Source organism: Aliivibrio sp. 1S128 (genome assembly GCF_001691065.1).
Lineage (GTDB): Bacteria > Pseudomonadota > Gammaproteobacteria > Enterobacterales > Vibrionaceae > Aliivibrio.
Genome location: NZ_MAJV01000025.1, coordinates 252,194 through 271,886, shown reverse-complemented (window position 1 = coordinate 271,886; position 19,693 = coordinate 252,194). Strand labels below are relative to the sequence as shown.

Genomic DNA, 19,693 nt, shown 5'->3' with positions numbered 1-19,693 from the left:
ACTTCTGTTTATTTCCCAACTCTTTTTCTTGTTTTAGATCAACTCTCCTTACGCTATGTGGAAAACCACAATAGGCGACACTGACTTAATTCTTAATAATCCGTTCATATTATGCAATGCACTCTAACTCCTAACCAAAAAGGTGTTTTATGGACAATACCAAACGTCGATTTCTCAGTCGTCTTGGCAGCCTTACCGCTGGCGCTGCGATTATTCCTGTCGCTGGCGCAGGCACATTATCAGCCAATACCATTATCCGTAATAATAACCAACCAGACCGCAAAGGCATGGTGGGTAAGCGTTACGCAATGGTTGTTGATTTACGAAAATGTGTTGGCTGCCAAGCCTGTACCGTAGGTTGTTCCATCGAAAACCAAGCACCTATTGGGCAGTTTAGAACAACCGTAAAACAATACGAAGTCACGCTAGATAATGGCGATACTGAAGTTCAAAACGTCAAATCATTCATGTTACCGCGTTTGTGTAACCACTGTGAAAATCCCCCTTGCGTTAAGGTGTGTCCAGTTCAAGCGACCTTCCAACGTGAAGATGGCATTGTCATGGTGGATAACGAACGCTGCGTAGCCTGTGCTTATTGTGTTCAAGCTTGTCCTTACGATGCCCGTTTCATTAATGAAGAGACCTTAACCGCTGACAAATGCACCTTCTGTGCTCATCGCTTAGAAAAAGGTTTATTGCCCGCTTGTGTCGAAACCTGTGTAGGTGGCGCGCGTGTGATTGGTGATTTGAATGATCCAAGCAGTGAAATTGTACGCTTAATGGCAGAAAACCAAGCGGACATAAAAGTACTAAAACCGGAAGAAGAAACACAACCCCATGTGTTTTATATCGGCATGGACGAGCGCTTTACGTCTCACATTGAAGGCAAAGCCGCGATTTATGATCCAAAAGGAGAAAACGCATGAACATCACTGAAGTTTTGATTCAACCACAAGCAACCGCGTGGCTTCCGTGGGCCGTGCAGTACTTCTTATACATAGGTTCTGCTTACGCTGCTGCTATTTTGTTTTTTCTGAGCTTGGTATTTCAACAATTCACAAGCCATAAAATGCGCTCGGCATTGGTATTAACCCTTGCGATTGGCGCGATTGTTGGTCCGTTAGCGTTAACCGGTGATTTGCATCAACCAGGTCGCGCTTGGCATTTCTTTTTCCATCTTACGCCTTGGTCTTGGATGTCTCTTGGATCGTTATTCTTGCCTCTTTTCTCAGGGCTAGCGGTACTCACAGCATGGCTCTATTTACGTGATGATATTGCCCAATTGAAAAACAGCACCAATTCAATCGCAAAATTAGTGGGCTTACTAACACTAGGTGATTGGAAAATAAGTACCGTACAAATGAAAATCGTCGCAGCGATCACGGTTTTATCTGGGTTAAGCATCGCGCTTTATACAGGCGCTGAGATTGCGATTGTAGAAAGCCGTCCATTATGGAATCAAGCCGCTTCTCCTCTGCTTTGGTTTATCACCGCTTTCTTAGGTGCGATTGGTTTCTCTGCAATTTTATTGTGGCTGTTCCCTTCTGAGAATAACGAAATAATTAAAAGTGGGGACTTATCTCTCATCAAACGCGTGATGACATTAAGCTCACTGCTCGCTTTTATTCTCATGCCGCTTTGGGCTTCAAATAATCCGTACTTTTCATTGTACGAAAATAGCGATTGGATCACTCGATTAAGCATTGTCAGCATAAGCTTTGTCCTTTGTTTTATTGTGGCTCAAAACATCAAAAAACTGCATCGACTGAGTTTCGCGGTGATTGCATTAACGACCTTGTGTGCGAGCTTTTATTTACGTTGGGTCACCATGATGGATGTGCAAACCATACCAAAATTTGATGTGGGTGCTTACCCATACGAACTGCCACTGGGCGGCTCTGGGCTACTGGGCATTATTGGTATGTTTGGCTTATGGATGGCATTAGCGCTTGCGGCATCTGAACTCATCAACACAACAAAATCAACCAAGTAAGGAATTGAACATGGATAACAAACGTCGTCAGTTTTTAAAATCAGGCCTTGCTGTTGGTGGTGTTGGTGCTTTTGCAGCAGGCTATGCAACAACAGCGAAACACATGGCTCATGGGGTGATTGAAGGCACCGCAGGTAAGAAAACCAACCACATTCATCATGGTAATTCATTAGAACCAGAATACACGGTGACAGAAGAAGGGAAATTTATCCCGAATCCAAAGCAACGTGTTGCCCCTTCAATGTGTTTTGGTTGTTGGACATTATGTGGCCTACGCGTTCGTATTGATAATGACAGCGATAAGATCTTACGTATCTCTGGCAATCCGTATCATCCGTTATCACACGAGCAGCAAATCCCATTCAATACATCGGTAAAAGACGCGTACATTGGCTTAGCCGGAGAAACGGGCATTGCAGGTCGTTCAACGGCGTGTGCCCGTGGTAATGGCATGATGGAAATTCGCAACAGTCCGTATCGTATTACTCAACCATTAAAACGTGTCGGTAAACGTGGCGAAGGAAAATGGGTACCCATCAGCTATGAACAATTACTTGAAGAAGTGATTGAAGGGGGCGATTTATTTGGTGAAGGTCATGTCGAAGGGTTACGTGCCATTCGCGATCTAAAAACCCCCGTAGATCCTAATAACCCAGAATACGGCCCAAAGGCCAATCAACTGTTAGTGACCAACGCAGGTAACGAAGGTCGTGATGATATTTTAAAACGCTTTGCTTTTAACAGTTATGGCACACGTAACTTTGGTCATCATGGTGCATATTGTGGTTATGCTTTCCGCGCAGGCTCTGGCGCATTAATGAATGATCTCGACAAGTTCGCTCACGTAAAACCGGATTTAGAACACACCGAATTTGCAATCTTTATTGGTATGTCACCAGCCCAAGCCGGTAATCCATTTAAACGTCAGGCTCGTCAATTGGCCGCTGCTCGTATTCGTGGTAATTTTGAATACACGATTATCACACCAAGCTTACCGGCTGGTTCATCAAGCCTAGCGGCGGGCGATAACAACCGTTGGATGCCAATTAACTCTGGCACGGATTCCGCTTTAATACTCGGTATGATCCAATGGATCATCACTAACGAGCGTTACAATCACACCTTCTTAGCGCAACCAAGTGTAAATGCAATGAAAAGTGCAGGCACTGCTCATTGGTGTAATGCTACTCACCTTGTTATTAGCGATGAATCTCACCCTAGAAATGGCGCGTTCTTACGTGCGTCTGAAATGGGATTAGCGTATGAAGGCGAAGCGCTATCTGACAGTGATCCTTATGTAATTATTGATGCAGAAACGAAGCAGTTAGCCATCAATACACAGAACCAACCAGCGATGTTATTTGTAAGCCAACAAGTAGAAACCATCACTGGCACCGTCACCGTTAAGTCATCATTACAACGCTTAAAAGAAGAAGCGTTTAAATATGACTTGGCGTTCTACAGTGAGCAATGTGGGATCTCAGAAGATGAGATCATTGCATTAGCCACCAAATTTACCAGTCATGGAACCAAAGCGGTTGTCGATACCCACGGCGGTAACATGCACAGTAATGGCTTTTATAACGCTTACACTATTTTGATGTTGAATGCCCTTATCGGTAACATCAACTTAAAAGGCGGGACGATGGCAAAAGCAGGCGGTTATCCTACGTCGGCGGAAGGCCCACGTTATAACTTTGCGACATTCTCAGGCAAAGTGAAACCACAAGGTGTTTTCTTATCTCGCAGTAAATTCCCATACCAGAAAACCAGTGAATACAAACGTAAAATGGCGGCAGGTCAATCGCCTTACCCAACTCGCTCACCTTGGTACCCTATTTCTTCGCCATTACTAACTGAACATTTATCGGCGGCGATTGATGGTTATCCATACCGTGCAAAAGTGTGGATAAACCACATGGCAAACCCGCTTTATGGCGTTCCTGGGTTAGATAATTTATTAAGCGATAAAATCAAAGATCCAAAACAATTAGGATTGATTGTCTCTGTTGATGCGTTCATTAACGAAACCACCGCTCTATCTGATTATTTAGTACCCGACACCGTGACTTATGAAAGCTGGGGAATGGCAACACCGTGGCATGGAGTTCCAACAAAAGCCGTCACAGCTCGCTGGCCTATTGTTAAACCATTAACCGAAAAAACGGCTGATGGTCGCACTATCAATCTTGAAAACTTCGTTATTGATATCGCAAAACAAATGGGGCTTGGTGGCTTTGGGGATAACGCGATTTCAGATGCAAACGGCAACTGGCATGCCATTCATTGTGCGGAAGATTTCTATTTACGCTCAGCCGCTAACCTTGCTTATGTGGCTAATGGCGTACCAACCGCCACCGCAGAAGACATGGTATTGTCAGGGTTAGAACGATTACTACCAGACATGCAACGAGTTTTATCGCCAGAAGAATTAGGCAAAGTAGCCTATATTTTCGCTCGTGGTGGGCGTTTTGAAGACGCCACAGAAGCGTACAAAAACGATGAAATGAAATACAAATGGAAAAAACCATTAGCGATTTGGAATGAGACACTCGGCACCTCTCGCAACACCATGACAGGTGAGCAATACAGTGGTTGCCCTACGTGGTATCCACAAAAGCTCGCTGATGGCACACCGTTAAGTGATAAATACCCAAAATCAGAATGGCCATTTACGTTAACTAACTTTAAATCGAACATTCACAGCGCGGTGTCTAACTTATCTCCTCGCTTGAATTCAATTAAAGGCGTAAACCCTGTTTATATTCATCCGACAGACGCAAAAAAACTCGGCGTTAAAACCGGTGATGTATTCACAATAACAACGCCAAGCAGCTCAACCAAAGCGTTGGCGATGTTAGTTGATGGTATTCAACGTGGCACATTAGGCTTTGAACATGGCTTTGGTCATACAGAGCTAGGTGAACGCGCCCATTGGATTGGCGATACTCAGCAACCCGTGAAAATGAAATCAAACGATGGCGTAAATATTAATGACATTGGCTTGATAGACCCTACTCGTGAAGGCAAAGGCGTTTTGCTTGATTGGGTGGTTGGCGCAGCAGCAAGACAAGCACTCCCTGCTAAAATCAGTTTAAGCGAGCAATTCGCCTAAATTGAGATGACTGGTGTGCTCTGCGCACCAGTCATTCTTCCATCCTATGAAAACAATAAGTCCTTTCATATCACACGCTGCATAATAAATGTGGAAAACCACAATACCCAAGACTATAAATAATATTGATAATAAAAAGAAAATATCCCTAAAAAATAAAGTGATTTTTGTGGAGCAAATATGTCATTAACCAGAATAGTTCAAGGCAGCATGGGGTTAGGGGTTTTGCTTCTATCCATCAGCTCAGCCTTTGCAGCACCAATACCACCCGCAGCAACCGTATGTACCAGTTGCCATATGCCCACCGGCATGGGCTTACCCAACATGGCCCCTATGATTGCAGGGAAAAACGCGGAATACCTTACTCGTCAAATCGATTTATTCATTGCAGGCGAGCGTAGCGACCCTCTGATGACACCAATGGCTAGCCTCATTTCTGATCCAAAAAAGAAAGCCGAAGCCATTAATTACTTCGCTTCTTTGTCTGCTCCTGAAATTAAAAATCCAGAACACCGCGGCGACCATGCCATTATCGAAGACCCTGCTCGTAAGCTCGTTTACCAAGGCGATTGGAATCGTAATATTCCAGCCTGCTCTACTTGTCACGGTGCCAGTGGCATTGGGGTACAAGATTTTCCTCGCTTAGCAAATCAACATCCTGATTATCTGGAAGAACAATTAAAAGCATGGAAAAACAAAACTCGCTCAGGTGATCACAATGACGTGATGGGCAGTATCGCACGACAACTCACAGATACTGAGATCTCGCAATTATCTCAATACTTTGCCAACGTGAAATAAGGATGATGACAATGAAAAAATACCTAATCACTCTGGCAGCTGCAACGTTATTATCAAATAACGTTTTAGCAAATACCGATTTACCAGACAAACAAGCTGAATTACCGGCCCATCCAAAAACAGAAAAGTCTGATCACTTAGTCCCACGTGATTTCAGTACAATTCCGAACACCCCTTTTGGTGACAAAGTTAAACAAGGTTATTCTCTATTTGTAAACACGCAAACCTTGCAAGGCAAATACGTTAATAACCAACAGAATTGCGTAAACTGCCATATGCAAGCCGGGATGAAAGCCGATTCGGCCCCTCTTTGGGGAGCATTCATGGCCTACCCTGCTTACCGCTCGAAAAATGACAAAGTAAACACCTACGCTGAACGTATTCAAGGCTGTTTCACTTATTCCATGAACGGGACCGCTCCGCCAACAGACTCACCTGAATTAGTCGCATTAAGTGCGTATTCCTACTGGTTAGCCATGGGGGGGTTATTAGACAAATATGGAATGCAAGATACCCCTATCCCTGAATTATCCGATACCGCAGTTCAGCTTGGTGGTAATGATGAAACATTCATCTTACCTGCTGAAATGATGAAAGATTTACCCGCAGGAAAACGAGGTAAATTAGCTGGTCGTAGTTTCCCAAAACTAGACAAACCAGAGCAAGCGCCTTCTATTGAGCGTGGCGAGATTGTTTACAACACTACGTGTGCAAGCTGTCATGGTGCTAATGGCGAAGGCATTAGAGATCACGGCGTGCAATCTTTCCCACCACTATGGGGTAAAGACTCATTTAACTGGGGCGCAGGCATGCACCGTGTAAATACTGCCGCCTTCTTTATCTATGAAAACATGCCACTTGGAAAAAGTATTCAGATCACCAAACAAGAAGCATGGGATGTTGCTGCCTTCATGAACAGTCATGAACGCCCTCAAGATCCTCGTTACAAAGGGGATTTAAAAGCAAACCAAGAAAAGTACCATAACCACCAAGGCTACTACGGTAAGACCGTAAACGGAAAAGTATTAGGCGAACATTCATATTAGTAACACGACCTAATTAACATAAAAATAGCAACGTCTATTGGCTAAATAAACAAAGCCCTTATTACTTCAGTAATAAGGGCTTTTATTGTGATTTTGTTAACAAGCTCTCTGTTAATTAACACCGAATACGCTATATTGCCGCAAACATCAACCTTATTGATAATTGAGTCCATAATGAAATTCAGCGTTAACACATTAGTTATTTCTGCTCTCTTTGCTTCTTTTTCTGCTTTTTCTGCCCCTGTTGAATTTCAAAAGATCCCAGAGATCATGACGAAATTTGAATCTGCTCAGCTGTTTGTAAAAAGCTCACCAACGCTAGGTCGATTACCAAAAGAAGCCGAACTAGGAAAAGAGTTTCCAACGTACGTTTCTGATGGCAAAGGCGGTTACCACCTAGAAACAAGCAATACGATGATCAAAGAGGTTGTTGTCGCTAGAATGCCAACCGCAGTTGTCGATGATGTCTATAATGAATGGTTAGTACCTCAAGATGTATGGAAAGGCACTTATGGTATTCTTCCGACCTCAACAGAGTTCGCGTCATTTAAGCGTATTAAAACCATCAAAGCCGTTAAGATTGATGATGAAATGCTAACACTGATGGGCAGTGAAGATGGTAAAACGGCGACCATTAAAGTGAGCTGGGACGATAAAGGAATGACCGTTTACAAAGACGGTTACCTTGCTGATTATGAATACGGCATTGCACCAGAAGAAATGAAAGAAAACTACGAACTGGCAAAATAACATAGCCAAATCAATAAAAAAGAGAGGCGATTAATACCTCTCTTTTTATTCATAACCCCTTTATTCTCTAGATATCAAGATGGTTCCAGCCAATAAAGACATTGCTATTAGTACTAACCCTAAATCTCCAACGACACCTGCAAGGCCCAATCCACCGCCAATTAAGCAATAATACAACAGGCCTAATACTGCGCCTGCGGTTCCTACTTGGTGTTTATAACTAACGAGTGCCGTGCTAAATATATTAGGAATAGCCATACCAAACCCAGCGACCACACTTGCCATTCCGAGCAAAAACCAAAGGCTACCTTGATACAAATACACCTGAGCCGAACCAATCATGCTAAACACAACTGCCATCTGAATTAATCGTTGCGATCCCCACTCTTTTTCTAACAATCGTTTATTCAATGTGCTACCAAAAATAGAAGCCACAGCTAACACCACACCACTGTAACCAAATTCCATTGAGCTTAATCCAAGCTGATTAAACATAAATGGAGCTAAAGAGTAGTAGCTAAACATCATGACATTAAAGCAAGCAACCAAAATCGCACTTTTCCAAATAGCACCATCTTTAAGCATTGCCTTAAAAATACTCATAAAACGAACTGTTTCAAGATGACTAGGCTTTGTTTCTGGCAATGACACTGCAGACACAGCTAAGAGCATAATAGCCATAACAAATAACAAGCTAAATACAATCAAATGCCCGAAATACTCAGCAATAAATCCACCCAACATTAAACCCACAACAGGGCTAATAGATACAGCAACAACCGCTACTGAAAATACTCTTCCTAACTCCTTACCTTCATAACTATCACGCAATATTGTCTGGCCGATAACAGACCCAACTGCCGCGCCAAAAGCCGAGACAATGCGTGCAATTAGCACAATATTAAAATCAACAGCAATAATGGCCAGCAGGCAACCAATAGCATAAATCAGCAAACCACATAGCATCGCTTTGCGGCGTCCAATCACATCAGAGACTCGTCCCCAGAAAACTACACCCACAGCAAAAGCCATAAAATAAATAGACAAGGTTTGACTGGCGCTTGCCATTGATACGCCAAAATAATCGACGAGGTGAGGTAATACTGGGCTGTAAATAGTTTCAACAATTTGAGGGAACATCAATAGCATGATGAGTAATCCCATGTGAGGTTTTTTATTCATACACTTCTCTTCTAAAATTGGAATAAGAGAAGTATATGGACTTCATTTGTGTTCAAATATCAACAATAGAACAATAAACATCAAAATAAGGACAAACCATGCTGATCGATGACAACACTCCTTTTTATGTTGATGATATGCCTTATCCCTTTGTTGGTATTGCCGCCCAAGTCGGCAGACATGATTCAGGCATGCATATCCACAACCGTGCACAATTGTTGTTTGCCCCGCATGGTTGCATGAGTATTACGCTCGACGGGCTGCATTGTGTATTACCGCCAACCAAAGTCGCTTGGATTCCTGCGGGGATTGAACATTGCGCTACCATGACCAATGTCGTTGCCTATCGTTCTCTTTATTTTGATCCTCGCGCTATCGATAATTTACCAACAGAACTGAGTATTTTTAGTGTCACACCATTATTAAAGGAATTGATTGAACGAATGGCCTTTTGGGATTGGGATAAACCCAGCGAAGAGCAAAAAAACACATTGGCATTATGTTGCGAAGAACTTTTTCACGCAGAAAAGAATGAACTCACTCTGCCTTTACCCAAAGATAAACGATTAGCATTGTGGTTAGAAAAAGTAAAACAAGGAACACTGTTACCTCAACCATTGAATGAAATGGCAAAGCATATTGGGGCAAGCAGCAAAACCATTACTAGATTATTCATTAAAGAAACAGGGATGCCTTACCAAGCGTGGCGTCAGCAATGGCGACTGCTCACTGCGATTGAACAATTGTCAGAAAAAAAGAGTGTTTCATCCGTCGCCCACGCATTAGAGTTTTCTAGTGACAGTGCGTTTATTCATTTCTTTAAACAACACACAGGAGAAACTCCAGCTCATTACATGAAATAAGCATTTCCAAAAAAGAAAAGTATCATTGAATTAATTTCACTAACTGAAATTATATTCTTAACTCATAATAAACCCATACTAATTAAAAGGGTTTTATCATGAGTCAAGAACGCTTCTATAGCATCATTACCGATGCCAACTTATCTCCAAAACAAAAATCTCAGTATTTAGCATTAGAGGCAGAAGCAAGCTTGCCTTATATGGAGATTGACTCAGAAACTCAACAAGCTTTAAAAGATGGCGTGTTATGTGACATGTTTGAAGGTCATGCACCATTTAAACCACGCTATGTATTACCAGATTATGCTAAGTTTTTAACTCAAGGTTCTGAATTCCTAGAGTTGAGCCCAGCTGAAGACTTTGATGATGCATTAAATTTACTGACTATTATTTATCATCACGTTCCTTCGGTTACTTCTATCCCTGTTTACCTTGGCCAACTTGATACAGTGCTTATGCCTTTTGTTGGATCTCTTAGTGATGAAGATATTTACCAAAAACTAAAACGTTTCTGGATCATGCTTGATCGCACCCTTCCTGATGCATTTATGCATGTAAATATTGGTCCAACAGATAACATCATTTGCCGTACTATCTTGCGTGTTGATGCTGAATTAAAACAAATCGCACCTAATCTAACCTTTATGTATGATGCTGACGTTACACCAGACGATTTACTTCGCCAAGCGGCATCAAACATTTGTGAATGCAGCAAACCGCACATTGCTAACTACCCTGTTCACGCAAAAGCGTATAACAATACAGGCTTTGGTATTGTTAGTTGCTACAACTCTCTGCCGCTTGCTGGTGGGTCAAACACATTAGTTCGTATGAACTTAAAAGAAGCGGCTAAAAAAGCACAAAATAAAGCCGATTTTATTGAGAACGTTCTACCATATTACTGCAAAGTAATGTTTGGTTTAATGGACACTCGCAGCGAGTTCTTACATGAAAAATCTAACTTCTTTGAAGGCTTCCTAACAAAAGAAGGTCTAATTAATGAAGACCGATTTGCACCAATGTTCGGTATTTACGGTATGGCTGAAGCGGTTAATATTTTGCTGGAAAGAGACGGTATTAATGCAAAATACGGTCATGATGACGTTGCAAATCTGTTAGGTCATGCCATTTCAAAACAGCTTTCTGAAATTGTGGCAGCAACTGATGTTAAATACGGCTATCACAAAAAAGCATTGCTTCATGCTCAAGGTGGGATCAGTTTAGATCTTGATGTAACTCCTGGTGTTCGTATTCCTTACGGCACAGAACCTGATCCAGTCTCTTATGTGCAAGCAACTGCTGGGCATCATCAATACTATACGTCAGGTATCAGTGATATTTTAACGATTGATGAAACCGTTAAATCAAACCCAGAAGCGATGTTTAATTTAGCAAAAGGGGCGCTTCAATCTGGCTACCGTGAATTTACAGCAAACGTTGCGTCAAACGATTTGGTACGAGTTACAGGTTACATGATCAAACTGTCTGACATTGCAAAATTTGACGATGAAGGTTCTCGTACAAATACGACATTCTTAGGAGCTGAAGCGGCTAAAAATACGGGTATTTTAGAACGTAAACCTCGTGTTGCCGCGCTAGAAATTACCCCAACGTACGCAGAATAGTTCATATTATGGTAAACGCTTCCCCATTAAGCAGCGATACCATCAACTATGATAAAACAGGAATGGTCAGCAAAGTGCTGACCTTTTCTTGTGTTGATGGCCCTGGCAACCGCCTTGTGATCTTTCTACAAGGCTGTAATTACGATTGTATTACTTGTCATAACCCTCATACCATTAATCACTGTGATCATTGTGGTGATTGCGTTGAGCCTTGTCCGACAGGGGCATTAACCTTTGATGATTCACCAAGTAGAAAAGTAATTTGGAATGAAGCGCTGTGTACTCAATGTGATAAATGCATTGATGTCTGTCCAAGTAAATCAAATCCAAAAATAACGACATATTCGGTAGAAAAGCTGCTCGAACTCACGAAAAAATACGCTCCATTTTTAAGTGGCGTTACTATTTCGGGTGGTGAAGCAACTCTACAATTGCCGTTTATTATTGAATACTTTAAAGCTATAAAATCAGAAGAATCATTAGGTCACCTTACCTGTTTTATTGACAGCAATGGCAGTTTATCAGAGCAAGGATGGAACAAAGTTTTACCTTATCTTGATGGCACAATGATTGATTTAAAAGCATGGCAAAATGACACACATTTATGGTTGGTCGGCAGAGAAAACCACCGAGTATTGCACTCTATTAATTTATTGGCTCAATACGGAAAATTACACGAAGTTCGTTTATTGTATATTCCGAATAAAACCGATTTATTGAGTGAGATCGATGCTGTTAGTGAATATTTAAAAACACTGCCAGAGCACGTAACTATCCGCTTAAATGCTTTTCAACATCATGGTGTAATTGGTGAAGCCTTGGCATGGGATAAATGCAGCAAAGTACAAATGGAAGAATTTGAGGCCAAGTTAATTACTAAATTGGGGCGACCAGTTATCACCCCATCGGTTTATACCTAAACAAACCATTGATTCATAAAGAAAGCCTCAGTGGTGGTGATAAAATTAAAGCTGTTCTTTTATAATATAGTTCGCATAAATTAGATCTCGATTCCAACTTCTACCATAGCTAAGAAAACTACCCTGCTATTGAGCAACATTTAATCTCTAATTAGAAGCCAATCACATTAAATAATACAATATTAAAATAAGATTATTTCGAAGAATTTAACTTAAGGATATTAAATGAAACTCCAAACAAAACTCTTAGTAACCCTGTGTCCAGTTTTATTTTCAGCAAACCTTCTTGCCCAATCATTTGTTAACTTTGACGAAGAATCATTAAGCAACGCAAAAGAGGCACTTAACAATAAAACGGCTCATGCAGAAAGTACACTTGCTTACAATCAATTACTCACACTTGCAGATTCATTATTAACACTTCAAAATCCAACTGTCATGGACAAAAAAATATCCCCTCCAACAGGTGATAAGCATGACTATTTAAGTATCAGTCGCTATTGGTGGCCCGATGAATCAAAATCAGACGAACTGCCATGGATTAGAAAAGATGGACAAACAAATCCAAGCACTCAAAATAACGATGTCGATAAACAAAGAATCGAATTAACAACTAAAAGTATACAAGCACTAGCTCTCGCTTATTATTTTTCAGGTGAGGATCAATATGCAAAGAAAGGCGTCAGTCTAATTCGTACTTGGTTTTTAGATGAAAACACATTAATGAATCCTAATTTAGAGTTCGCTCAAAGCGTTCCGGGAAACAATAAAGGTCGTCGCTCAGGTATTTTAGATGGTCGTATCATCCCCCAACGAGTCTTAGATGCCATCACAATGTTCTCTGATTCTAAATATTGGTCTGAAGAAGACGATACAAAAATGAATGTTTGGTTAACACAATATTTAGCTTGGTTAACCACGAGTGATCTTGGAAAAGAAGGCGCAAAGCAAACCAACAATCATGGCTCATGGTATGAATATCAAGTTGCTGCCGTTTCTTATTACTTAGGCGATACAAAGCAAACTAAGCAAGCCGTTAAAAACGCTGAGATTATATTCTCACAGCAATTTGATTCAATGGGCGCTCAACCTCATGAACTTGAACGTACACGTTCTTATTTTTATAGTACATTTAACTTAGAAGCGATTACTAGCACTGCAATTATTGCAGAAAAAGTAGGCCTTTCTATGTGGGAGTATGAGAGTAAAAACAACGCCACATTAATAAAAGGAATTGATTTCTTAATCCCTGCGGCGAATGGAAACGAGTGGATATATAACTCTTCTGTTGAAGGGGTAACGCCAGATAATCTTGCGCCACTATTGGCTGCTATTCCAGAGAAAATCAGGTCAAAAGAACAATCAGAGCTACTCACTAAACTATTACAAGGTTTAGAAACAAATGACAATAAAAAAGCTTATCAAGATGAAATATATAAGAAGTTCTTACTTTATATGCCTCAATATATTAAATAAGCGTTAATCGATTCAAAATAGGTTCTGTCACTAATTATGCAGAACCTTTTTTGTTTAAAAAACAATTCATCATCACGCCAATAATCTATTACCCAAACAAAGCATTGATTCATAAAGAAAGCCTCAGCTATAATGTTACTGTAACATTAACTAAGGCTTATTATGACTACTGAGATTAGAAAATCACGCCCAACTTTACAAGATATTGCAGACAGAATCGGCATCACCAAAATGACGGTCAGCCGCTATATGCGAGATCCTAGTTCAGTTGCAGAGCCAACGCGAGTCAAAATAAGAGCCGTTGTTGAAGAGCTTGGATACATTCAAAACCGTGCCCCAGCAATGCTTTCAAAAGCCTCAAGTAAAGCGATTGGTGTATTGCTACCTTCTTTATCAAACCAAGTATTTGCTAATTTTACACAAGGTATTGAAGCGGTAACCAATGCTTGTGGTTATGAAACCTTAATTGCCCACTTTAGTTACAGCAAAGATATTGAAGAAAACAAGATAGCGGCCCTACTTTCTTATCAGGTAGATGGACTTATTTTAACCAGTTCAGAGCATACTCCGCGTACATTACAAATGATAAAAACCGCTGGCATACCAATTATCGAAGCGATGGAGTTACCTGAAAACCCAATTGATATTGCTGTCGGATTAGATCACGAATTAGCGGCTTATACTGTCATTAAATCTATGCTCAATAAAGGGAAAAAACACATCGTCTACTTTGGTGCCCGACTGGATACCCGAACACAACTACGTATGAATGGTTACGATAAAGCGATTACAGAAGCTGGATTTGAGCCAATCCACATCCTAACCGAAGCTCACTCAAGCTTTACCTTAGGTCAAAAACTTCTTGAACAAACATTAAACATACACCCTACTGTAGATGGGATCTTCTGTACTAATGACGATATTGCTATCGGAACAATCATGGCTTGCCAAGAAAGAAAAATCCCAGTACCACAACAAATTAGTATCGTTGGATATAACTCATTAGACATAGGCCAAGCAATGTCACCAAAACTAACCAGCGTAGATACGCCTTTATATGCTATTGGAGAGAAAAGTGCACAATTACTGCTAGATTCTCTGGCAGGAAAAAGCCCAGAACAAAAAGTGTTTGATCTGGGCTTTACGATTACACAAGGAGAAAGCTTGTAATTTCAGCTTTCTCTATTGCGCTTTATTCCTGCTCCTTAGATATTAAGCCAATCTATTAATACAAGAATGAAGCGCCTTCTTCTGCACTCGAAACATTGTCTCGCATAATTTTGAATATATCTCGTCCCCACGTGACCTGCTCTTTTTCCGTATCAATGACCATAGGTTGACGCCCATCATACGAGGTTAATAAATCTAACTTTCCATTTTCACTGTCAAGACGAACAATATCTCCTTCTTGAATCAGTCCAATCACACCACCACGTAGGGCTTCAGGAGAAATATGGATAGCCGCTGGAATTTTGCCTGACGCGCCAGATAATCGACCATCAGTAACCAAGGCAACTTTATAACCGTCTTTCTGAATATTTCCCAAAATAGGCATTAGCTTATGTAGCTCAGGCATTCCATTCGCTGCGGGTCCATTGTGGGTCACGACAATAATACAATCTTGATTTAACAGGCCTTTTTTGTACGCTGCCTCCACATCATGTTGTGAAGTAAATACTTTCGCTGGCGCTTCTATAAATCGGTATTCTTTTGCCACAGCAGACACTTTAATCACTGCGCTACCTAAATTGCCGTGTAGCACTTTTGTTCCACCAGTAGATTGAAATTGTGTACCACTTGATGCAATCACAGCAGGGTTTGCACTGCCCGTGACATCCATCCATTCGAGCTGCCCATCAACTAACGTCGGTGTCATTAACTGTTGATTGAAATCACCAAAAGCAGGAGTCACATCAGTGTGCAATAATTCACTTTCATGCAGACGCTTCATTAGTGCAGGAACACCGCCAGCGACTTGAAATTCATTAATATCAGCTGGCCCGTTTGGATAAACCTTCACTAAAAGTGGAACAATATCAGACAAGTTGCTTAAATCTTCCCACGTTAAAATAAAACCTGCTGCACGAGCGATGGCAATCATATGAATGCTGTGATTTGTACTGCCACCAGAGGCTAATAATGCAATTAAGCCATTCACTAAACTCTTCTCTGTAAACACTTTTTTTAACGGTCTATACGATGGGGTATCAGCAGTCATTGATGCCAAACGTACTGATGCATAATCAGTTAATGCCGCACGAAGTGGCGATTCTGGATGAACAAAAGCAGAACCTGACAACATTAGCCCCATCGCTTCAAATACAAGCTGATTTGTATTTGCGGTTCCATAAAAAGTACAAGTTCCAGAAGAGTGATAAGCATTACATTCCATTTGCTGCAACGCATCTTGCCCGACTTTGCCCGCTACAAATTTTTGTCGAACATCGACTTTTTCTTCATTGGTGATACCAGTAGACATTGGTCCTGCAGGAATAAATGCCGTCGGTAAATGAGCATAACTTAGTGCCCCCATTAACTGTCCTGGGGCTATCTTGTCACAAATCCCAAGCAGTAATGTCGCATCAAATACATTATGGCTTAACGAAAACGCGGTAGATTGAGCAATTAAATCACGAGAGAAAAGAGACATATCCATGCCTGCTTGACCTTGAGTTACACCATCGCACATAGCAGGAACGCCACCCGCGATTTGTGCGGTATGACCGTGCTCATTTAGTGTTGATTTAATTTGATCAGGATAGTCTTTATATGTTTGATGTGCACTTAGCATGTCGTTGTATGCAGTAATAATCGCAACGTTTGCGTGTGTTAAATTCAATATCGTCGACTTTTCACTAGAACAAGAAGAAGCAACTGCATGTGCTAAATTACCACAAGACATTTGAGCTCGACCTTTACCCGCCTTTTCTTGTTCTTCAATTTTATTCAAAAAAGCCTGACGACTATCAACACTTCGTTCTTGGATTCGTTTCGTTACCGCTAAGATGGTTGAGTGAGTCATGCTACTACCTTATTTTGTTGTGTATTACCTAGGTTGCTAAAGCGAGAAAGGCTTTCTAATTCTAAAACTGTTTTTTCAATAATGTCATTCAGCGTCGCATCAATATTTATGGTAATAACGTTTTTTTCACTCTCAGGTCTCTCTAAAATATCAAACTGACTTTTCACCATATTCTCTTTCATGAAATGACCAGAGCGAAAAGACATTCTGTATAAGATAAGTTCAATACTTCCATCCAGAAAAACAAAACTGACGTTTTTATTCCCTTCTCGGATTTTATCGCGATAGCTTTTTTTCAATGATGAGCAAACAATTACACCTGTTTCGTTTTTACTTTCAATGCTAAATGCCGCATCACGTACTCGCTCCAACCAAGGCAAGCGATCTTCATCGCTCAATGGCTCACCACGTGACATTTTTAAAATATTCGCTTTTGGGTGTAAGTCATCCCCATCGATAAATTTCGCTGAAATTCGTGTTGCCAGCAATTCACCAATCGTGCTTTTACCACAGCCTGAGACACCCATAATAATGATGCTTTTTCCTGACATTTTTACTCCCTAAGTTTTTTTGAGCTAGATCTCACTTTTCAAACATCGTGAAGAATTTAGTTTATTTCCTAAATGTTATTGGTAACATGTTACCCGTAACTTAGAGGTTTGTGAAACTATTTTCTTCAAGCTTCGACCAATTAAGGAATAAAAAATGCAAACCATCGAACAGCAATTAAAAGAAATCAAAATCGTTCCAGTTATCGCAATTGAAGATAAAAATAATGCGGTACCACTTGCTAAAGTGCTTATAGAAAATGGATTACCTTGTGCTGAAATAACCTTCAGAACCGAGGCTGCTGTTGAATCTATTCGTTTAATGAGAGAAGCATACCCAACACTGTTGATTGGTGCCGGTACAGTATTAACAACCCAACAAGTTGATGACGCTATCGATGCGGGTGCTGATTTCATTGTCAGTCCAGGTTTGAACCCAACCACGGTGACTTACTGCCAAGAGAAAAACATTCCTATTATCCCAGGAGTTAATAATCCAAGCTTAGTTGAACAAGCAATGTCTTTAGGATTAAAAACCGTCAAATTCTTTCCTGCGGAACCTTCTGGTGGCCTATCGATGCTAAAAGCTTTATCTGCAGTTTATCCTGTCAGCTTTATGCCAACCGGCGGCATTAGTCCAACGAATGTTTCTGATTATCTTGCTTTACCCTCTGTTGTCGCTTGTGGTGGAACATGGATGGTGCCAAATGCCATGATCAACAACGGTGATTGGAAAGGTTTAACTCAGCTAGTAAAAGACGTAAATAATTAAATTCTGACAAAAACAAAACAATAACAAGGCGAGCGATGAGTACTCTGTTGGTTATTTAATCAATGATTCGTTCGTCTGTTCTCACACATGGAAAGTAAACTTGGAGTTAAGCATGTCAAAGAATTATGGCGCTACTGCACAATCCGTCGTTGAAAAACTCGGTGGTTCACACAACGTTATCGCAGTAACTCACTGTATGACACGATTACGCTTTGTTGTAAAAGACGAAAGTTTGATTGATGTTACTTCCCTAAAAGCAATAAAAGGCGTAATGGGTGTTGTTCATAACAGTGATAAATGCCAAGTGATTATTGGCAATACTGTCTCTTACGTATTTAAAGAAGTGACTGCGCTTTGTAATTTAAGTGGTCAAGAAGATATCGAGACGACTAAAGTAAAGCTGACACCAAAAGTCATTGGTGCAAAAATTTTAGATGCCTTAATTGGTACCATGTCTCCACTGATCCCTGCGATCATCGGAGGCTCAATGGTAAAACTATTAGGCATGATCCTCCTAATGGCTGGAGTATTTGAAAAAACAGATTCAACCCTTATTATTTTAAATACCATAGGCGACGGTGCTTTCTTCTTCTTACCAATTATGGTTGCCGCTTCTGCCTCTATTAAATTTAAAACTAACATGTCATTAGCCATTGCGATTGCGGGCGTGCTTGTTCACCCTGCTTTTGTCGACCTAATGGCACAAGCAGCAAACGGTGTCGAAGCAACCTTCTTTGGCGTTCCTGTCCTTGCCGTAAAATACACCTATACGGTTATCCCAGTATTATGCATGACATGGGTGCTTTCTTACATTGAACGTTGGGTTGATAGTATTACCCCCGCGGTAACTAAAAACTTCCTTAAACCAATGTTAATTGTCCTTATTGCTGCACCTATCGCTATTGTTGTGATTGGCCCTGTTGGCATTTGGATTGGTACAGGTATCTCAGCAATTGTTTATACCGTTCATGACACACTTGGTTGGTTAGCCGTAGCGATTATGGGTGCAATTTGGCCTCTGCTTGTTCTTACTGGTATGCATCGAGTATTTACACCGACAATTATCCAAACGATAGCAGAAACAGGTCGTGAAGGTATGGTTATGCCATCAGAAATTGGCGCAAACTTATCTCTTGGTGGTTCATCACTTGCGGTTGCTTACAAAACTAAAAACAGTGAATTACGCCAAACTTCATTAGCTGCTGCAGCGTCTGCCATCTTAGCGGGCATTTCAGAGCCAGCACTTTATGGTGTTGCGGTTCGATTGAAGACGCCATTAATTGCAAGTGTCATCAGTGGGTTCATTTGTGGTGCCTTGGCGGGAATGGCCGGATTATTTAGTCATTCAATGGCTGCTCCAGGATTATTCACCAGTGTACAGTTTTTCGATGTTGATAATCCGATGAGTATCGTATGGGTATTTGGGATAATGGTGCTTTCTGTCGTCCTCTCCTTTGCTCTAACGTTAATTATTGGTTTCAAAGATATACCGGAAGATGAAACTGACATTGAGCAGAAAGAAGTTCAGAACGAAACTACGCCAGCTAACATCAATACAAAACCTGAAACCGCGTAACTGA

Annotated in this window: 16 protein-coding genes; 13 read left to right on the top strand and 3 right to left on the bottom strand. The window is 41.0% G+C overall.

Annotation, left to right across the window (positions count from 1 at the left end):
• Positions 1–149: 149 nt before the first annotated feature.
• The 6 genes from dsrO (at position 150) to A6E03_RS05485 (ending at position 7,705) form a co-directional block, all read left to right on the top strand.
• Complete coding sequence (dsrO, locus tag A6E03_RS05510) at positions 150–926, top strand: sulfate reduction electron transfer complex DsrMKJOP subunit DsrO (protein WP_065591868.1); 777 nt, start codon at positions 150–152, stop codon at positions 924–926.
• Positions 923–1,993, top strand: coding sequence for an NrfD/PsrC family molybdoenzyme membrane anchor subunit (nrfD, locus tag A6E03_RS05505; RefSeq protein ID WP_065600343.1), 1,071 nt, complete (start codon positions 923–925; stop codon positions 1,991–1,993). Before dsrO ends, nrfD begins: the two co-directional genes overlap by 4 nt.
• Positions 1,994–2,003: 10 nt before the next feature.
• On the top strand, positions 2,004–5,108 hold the full coding sequence (locus A6E03_RS05500; RefSeq protein WP_065600342.1) for a tetrathionate reductase subunit A: 3,105 nt from the start codon (positions 2,004–2,006) through the stop codon (positions 5,106–5,108).
• A 180-nt stretch (positions 5,109–5,288) separates the two neighbouring features.
• Positions 5,289–5,909, top strand: coding sequence for a c-type cytochrome (locus tag A6E03_RS05495; protein ID WP_065591871.1), 621 nt, complete (start codon positions 5,289–5,291; stop codon positions 5,907–5,909).
• Positions 5,910–5,920: 11 nt separating this feature from the next.
• Complete coding sequence (locus A6E03_RS05490; protein WP_065600341.1) at positions 5,921–6,955, top strand: c-type cytochrome; 1,035 nt, start codon at positions 5,921–5,923, stop codon at positions 6,953–6,955.
• 174 nt (positions 6,956–7,129) lie between these two features.
• Positions 7,130–7,705, top strand: a complete 576-nt coding sequence (locus tag A6E03_RS05485) for a hypothetical protein (protein WP_065600340.1) — start codon at positions 7,130–7,132, stop codon at positions 7,703–7,705.
• 60 nt (positions 7,706–7,765) lie between these two features.
• Here A6E03_RS05485 and A6E03_RS05480 read toward each other — a convergent pair whose 3' ends face one another.
• Positions 7,766–8,887, bottom strand: a complete 1,122-nt coding sequence (locus tag A6E03_RS05480) for a multidrug effflux MFS transporter (RefSeq protein ID WP_141677226.1) — start codon at positions 8,885–8,887, stop codon at positions 7,766–7,768.
• 98 nt (positions 8,888–8,985) lie between these two features.
• On the opposite strand from A6E03_RS05480, the gene A6E03_RS05475 reads away from it, so the two are divergent.
• The 5 genes from A6E03_RS05475 to A6E03_RS05455 all read left to right on the top strand — a co-directional run bounded on the left by A6E03_RS05475 (position 8,986) and on the right by A6E03_RS05455 (position 14,941).
• Positions 8,986–9,750 (top strand): helix-turn-helix domain-containing protein, encoded by a 765-nt coding sequence (locus tag A6E03_RS05475; protein WP_065591874.1) that lies wholly within the window; start codon positions 8,986–8,988, stop codon positions 9,748–9,750.
• A gap of 98 nt (positions 9,751–9,848) precedes the next feature.
• On the top strand, positions 9,849–11,375 hold the full coding sequence (locus tag A6E03_RS05470) for a YjjI family glycine radical enzyme (RefSeq protein WP_065600339.1): 1,527 nt from the start codon (positions 9,849–9,851) through the stop codon (positions 11,373–11,375).
• Between the two features lie 8 nt (positions 11,376–11,383).
• Complete coding sequence (locus A6E03_RS05465) at positions 11,384–12,295, top strand: YjjW family glycine radical enzyme activase (RefSeq protein WP_065600338.1); 912 nt, start codon at positions 11,384–11,386, stop codon at positions 12,293–12,295.
• Positions 12,296–12,520: 225 nt separating this feature from the next.
• The gene (locus A6E03_RS05460; RefSeq protein WP_065600337.1) at positions 12,521–13,771 is read left to right on the top strand and encodes an alginate lyase family protein; all 1,251 of its coding nucleotides are present in this window, start codon (positions 12,521–12,523) and stop codon (positions 13,769–13,771) included.
• Between the two features lie 162 nt (positions 13,772–13,933).
• Positions 13,934–14,941, top strand: coding sequence for a substrate-binding domain-containing protein (locus A6E03_RS05455; RefSeq protein ID WP_065600336.1), 1,008 nt, complete (start codon positions 13,934–13,936; stop codon positions 14,939–14,941).
• A gap of 55 nt (positions 14,942–14,996) precedes the next feature.
• Here the strand turns inward: A6E03_RS05455 and edd are convergent, their stop codons facing one another.
• Positions 14,997–16,793: a phosphogluconate dehydratase gene (edd, locus tag A6E03_RS05450; protein ID WP_065600335.1), complete on the bottom strand. Its 1,797-nt coding sequence runs from the start codon at positions 16,791–16,793 to the stop codon at positions 14,997–14,999.
• Entirely contained in the window at positions 16,790–17,344 is a 555-nt protein-coding gene (locus A6E03_RS05445) for a gluconokinase (protein ID WP_065600334.1), read from the bottom strand. The genes edd and A6E03_RS05445 overlap by 4 nt, the downstream gene beginning before the upstream one ends.
• 154 nt (positions 17,345–17,498) lie before the next feature.
• On the opposite strand from A6E03_RS05445, the gene A6E03_RS05440 reads away from it, so the two are divergent.
• Both A6E03_RS05440 and ascF read left to right on the top strand, forming a co-directional pair.
• Complete coding sequence (locus tag A6E03_RS05440) at positions 17,499–18,113, top strand: bifunctional 4-hydroxy-2-oxoglutarate aldolase/2-dehydro-3-deoxy-phosphogluconate aldolase (RefSeq protein WP_060993255.1); 615 nt, start codon at positions 17,499–17,501, stop codon at positions 18,111–18,113.
• A 112-nt stretch (positions 18,114–18,225) separates the two neighbouring features.
• Positions 18,226–19,689 carry a PTS cellobiose/arbutin/salicin transporter subunit IIBC gene (gene ascF / locus A6E03_RS05435; RefSeq protein ID WP_065591881.1) on the top strand — a complete coding sequence of 488 codons (1,464 nt, stop codon included), beginning with the start codon at positions 18,226–18,228 and terminating at the stop codon, positions 19,687–19,689.
• Positions 19,690–19,693 lie beyond the last annotated feature (4 nt).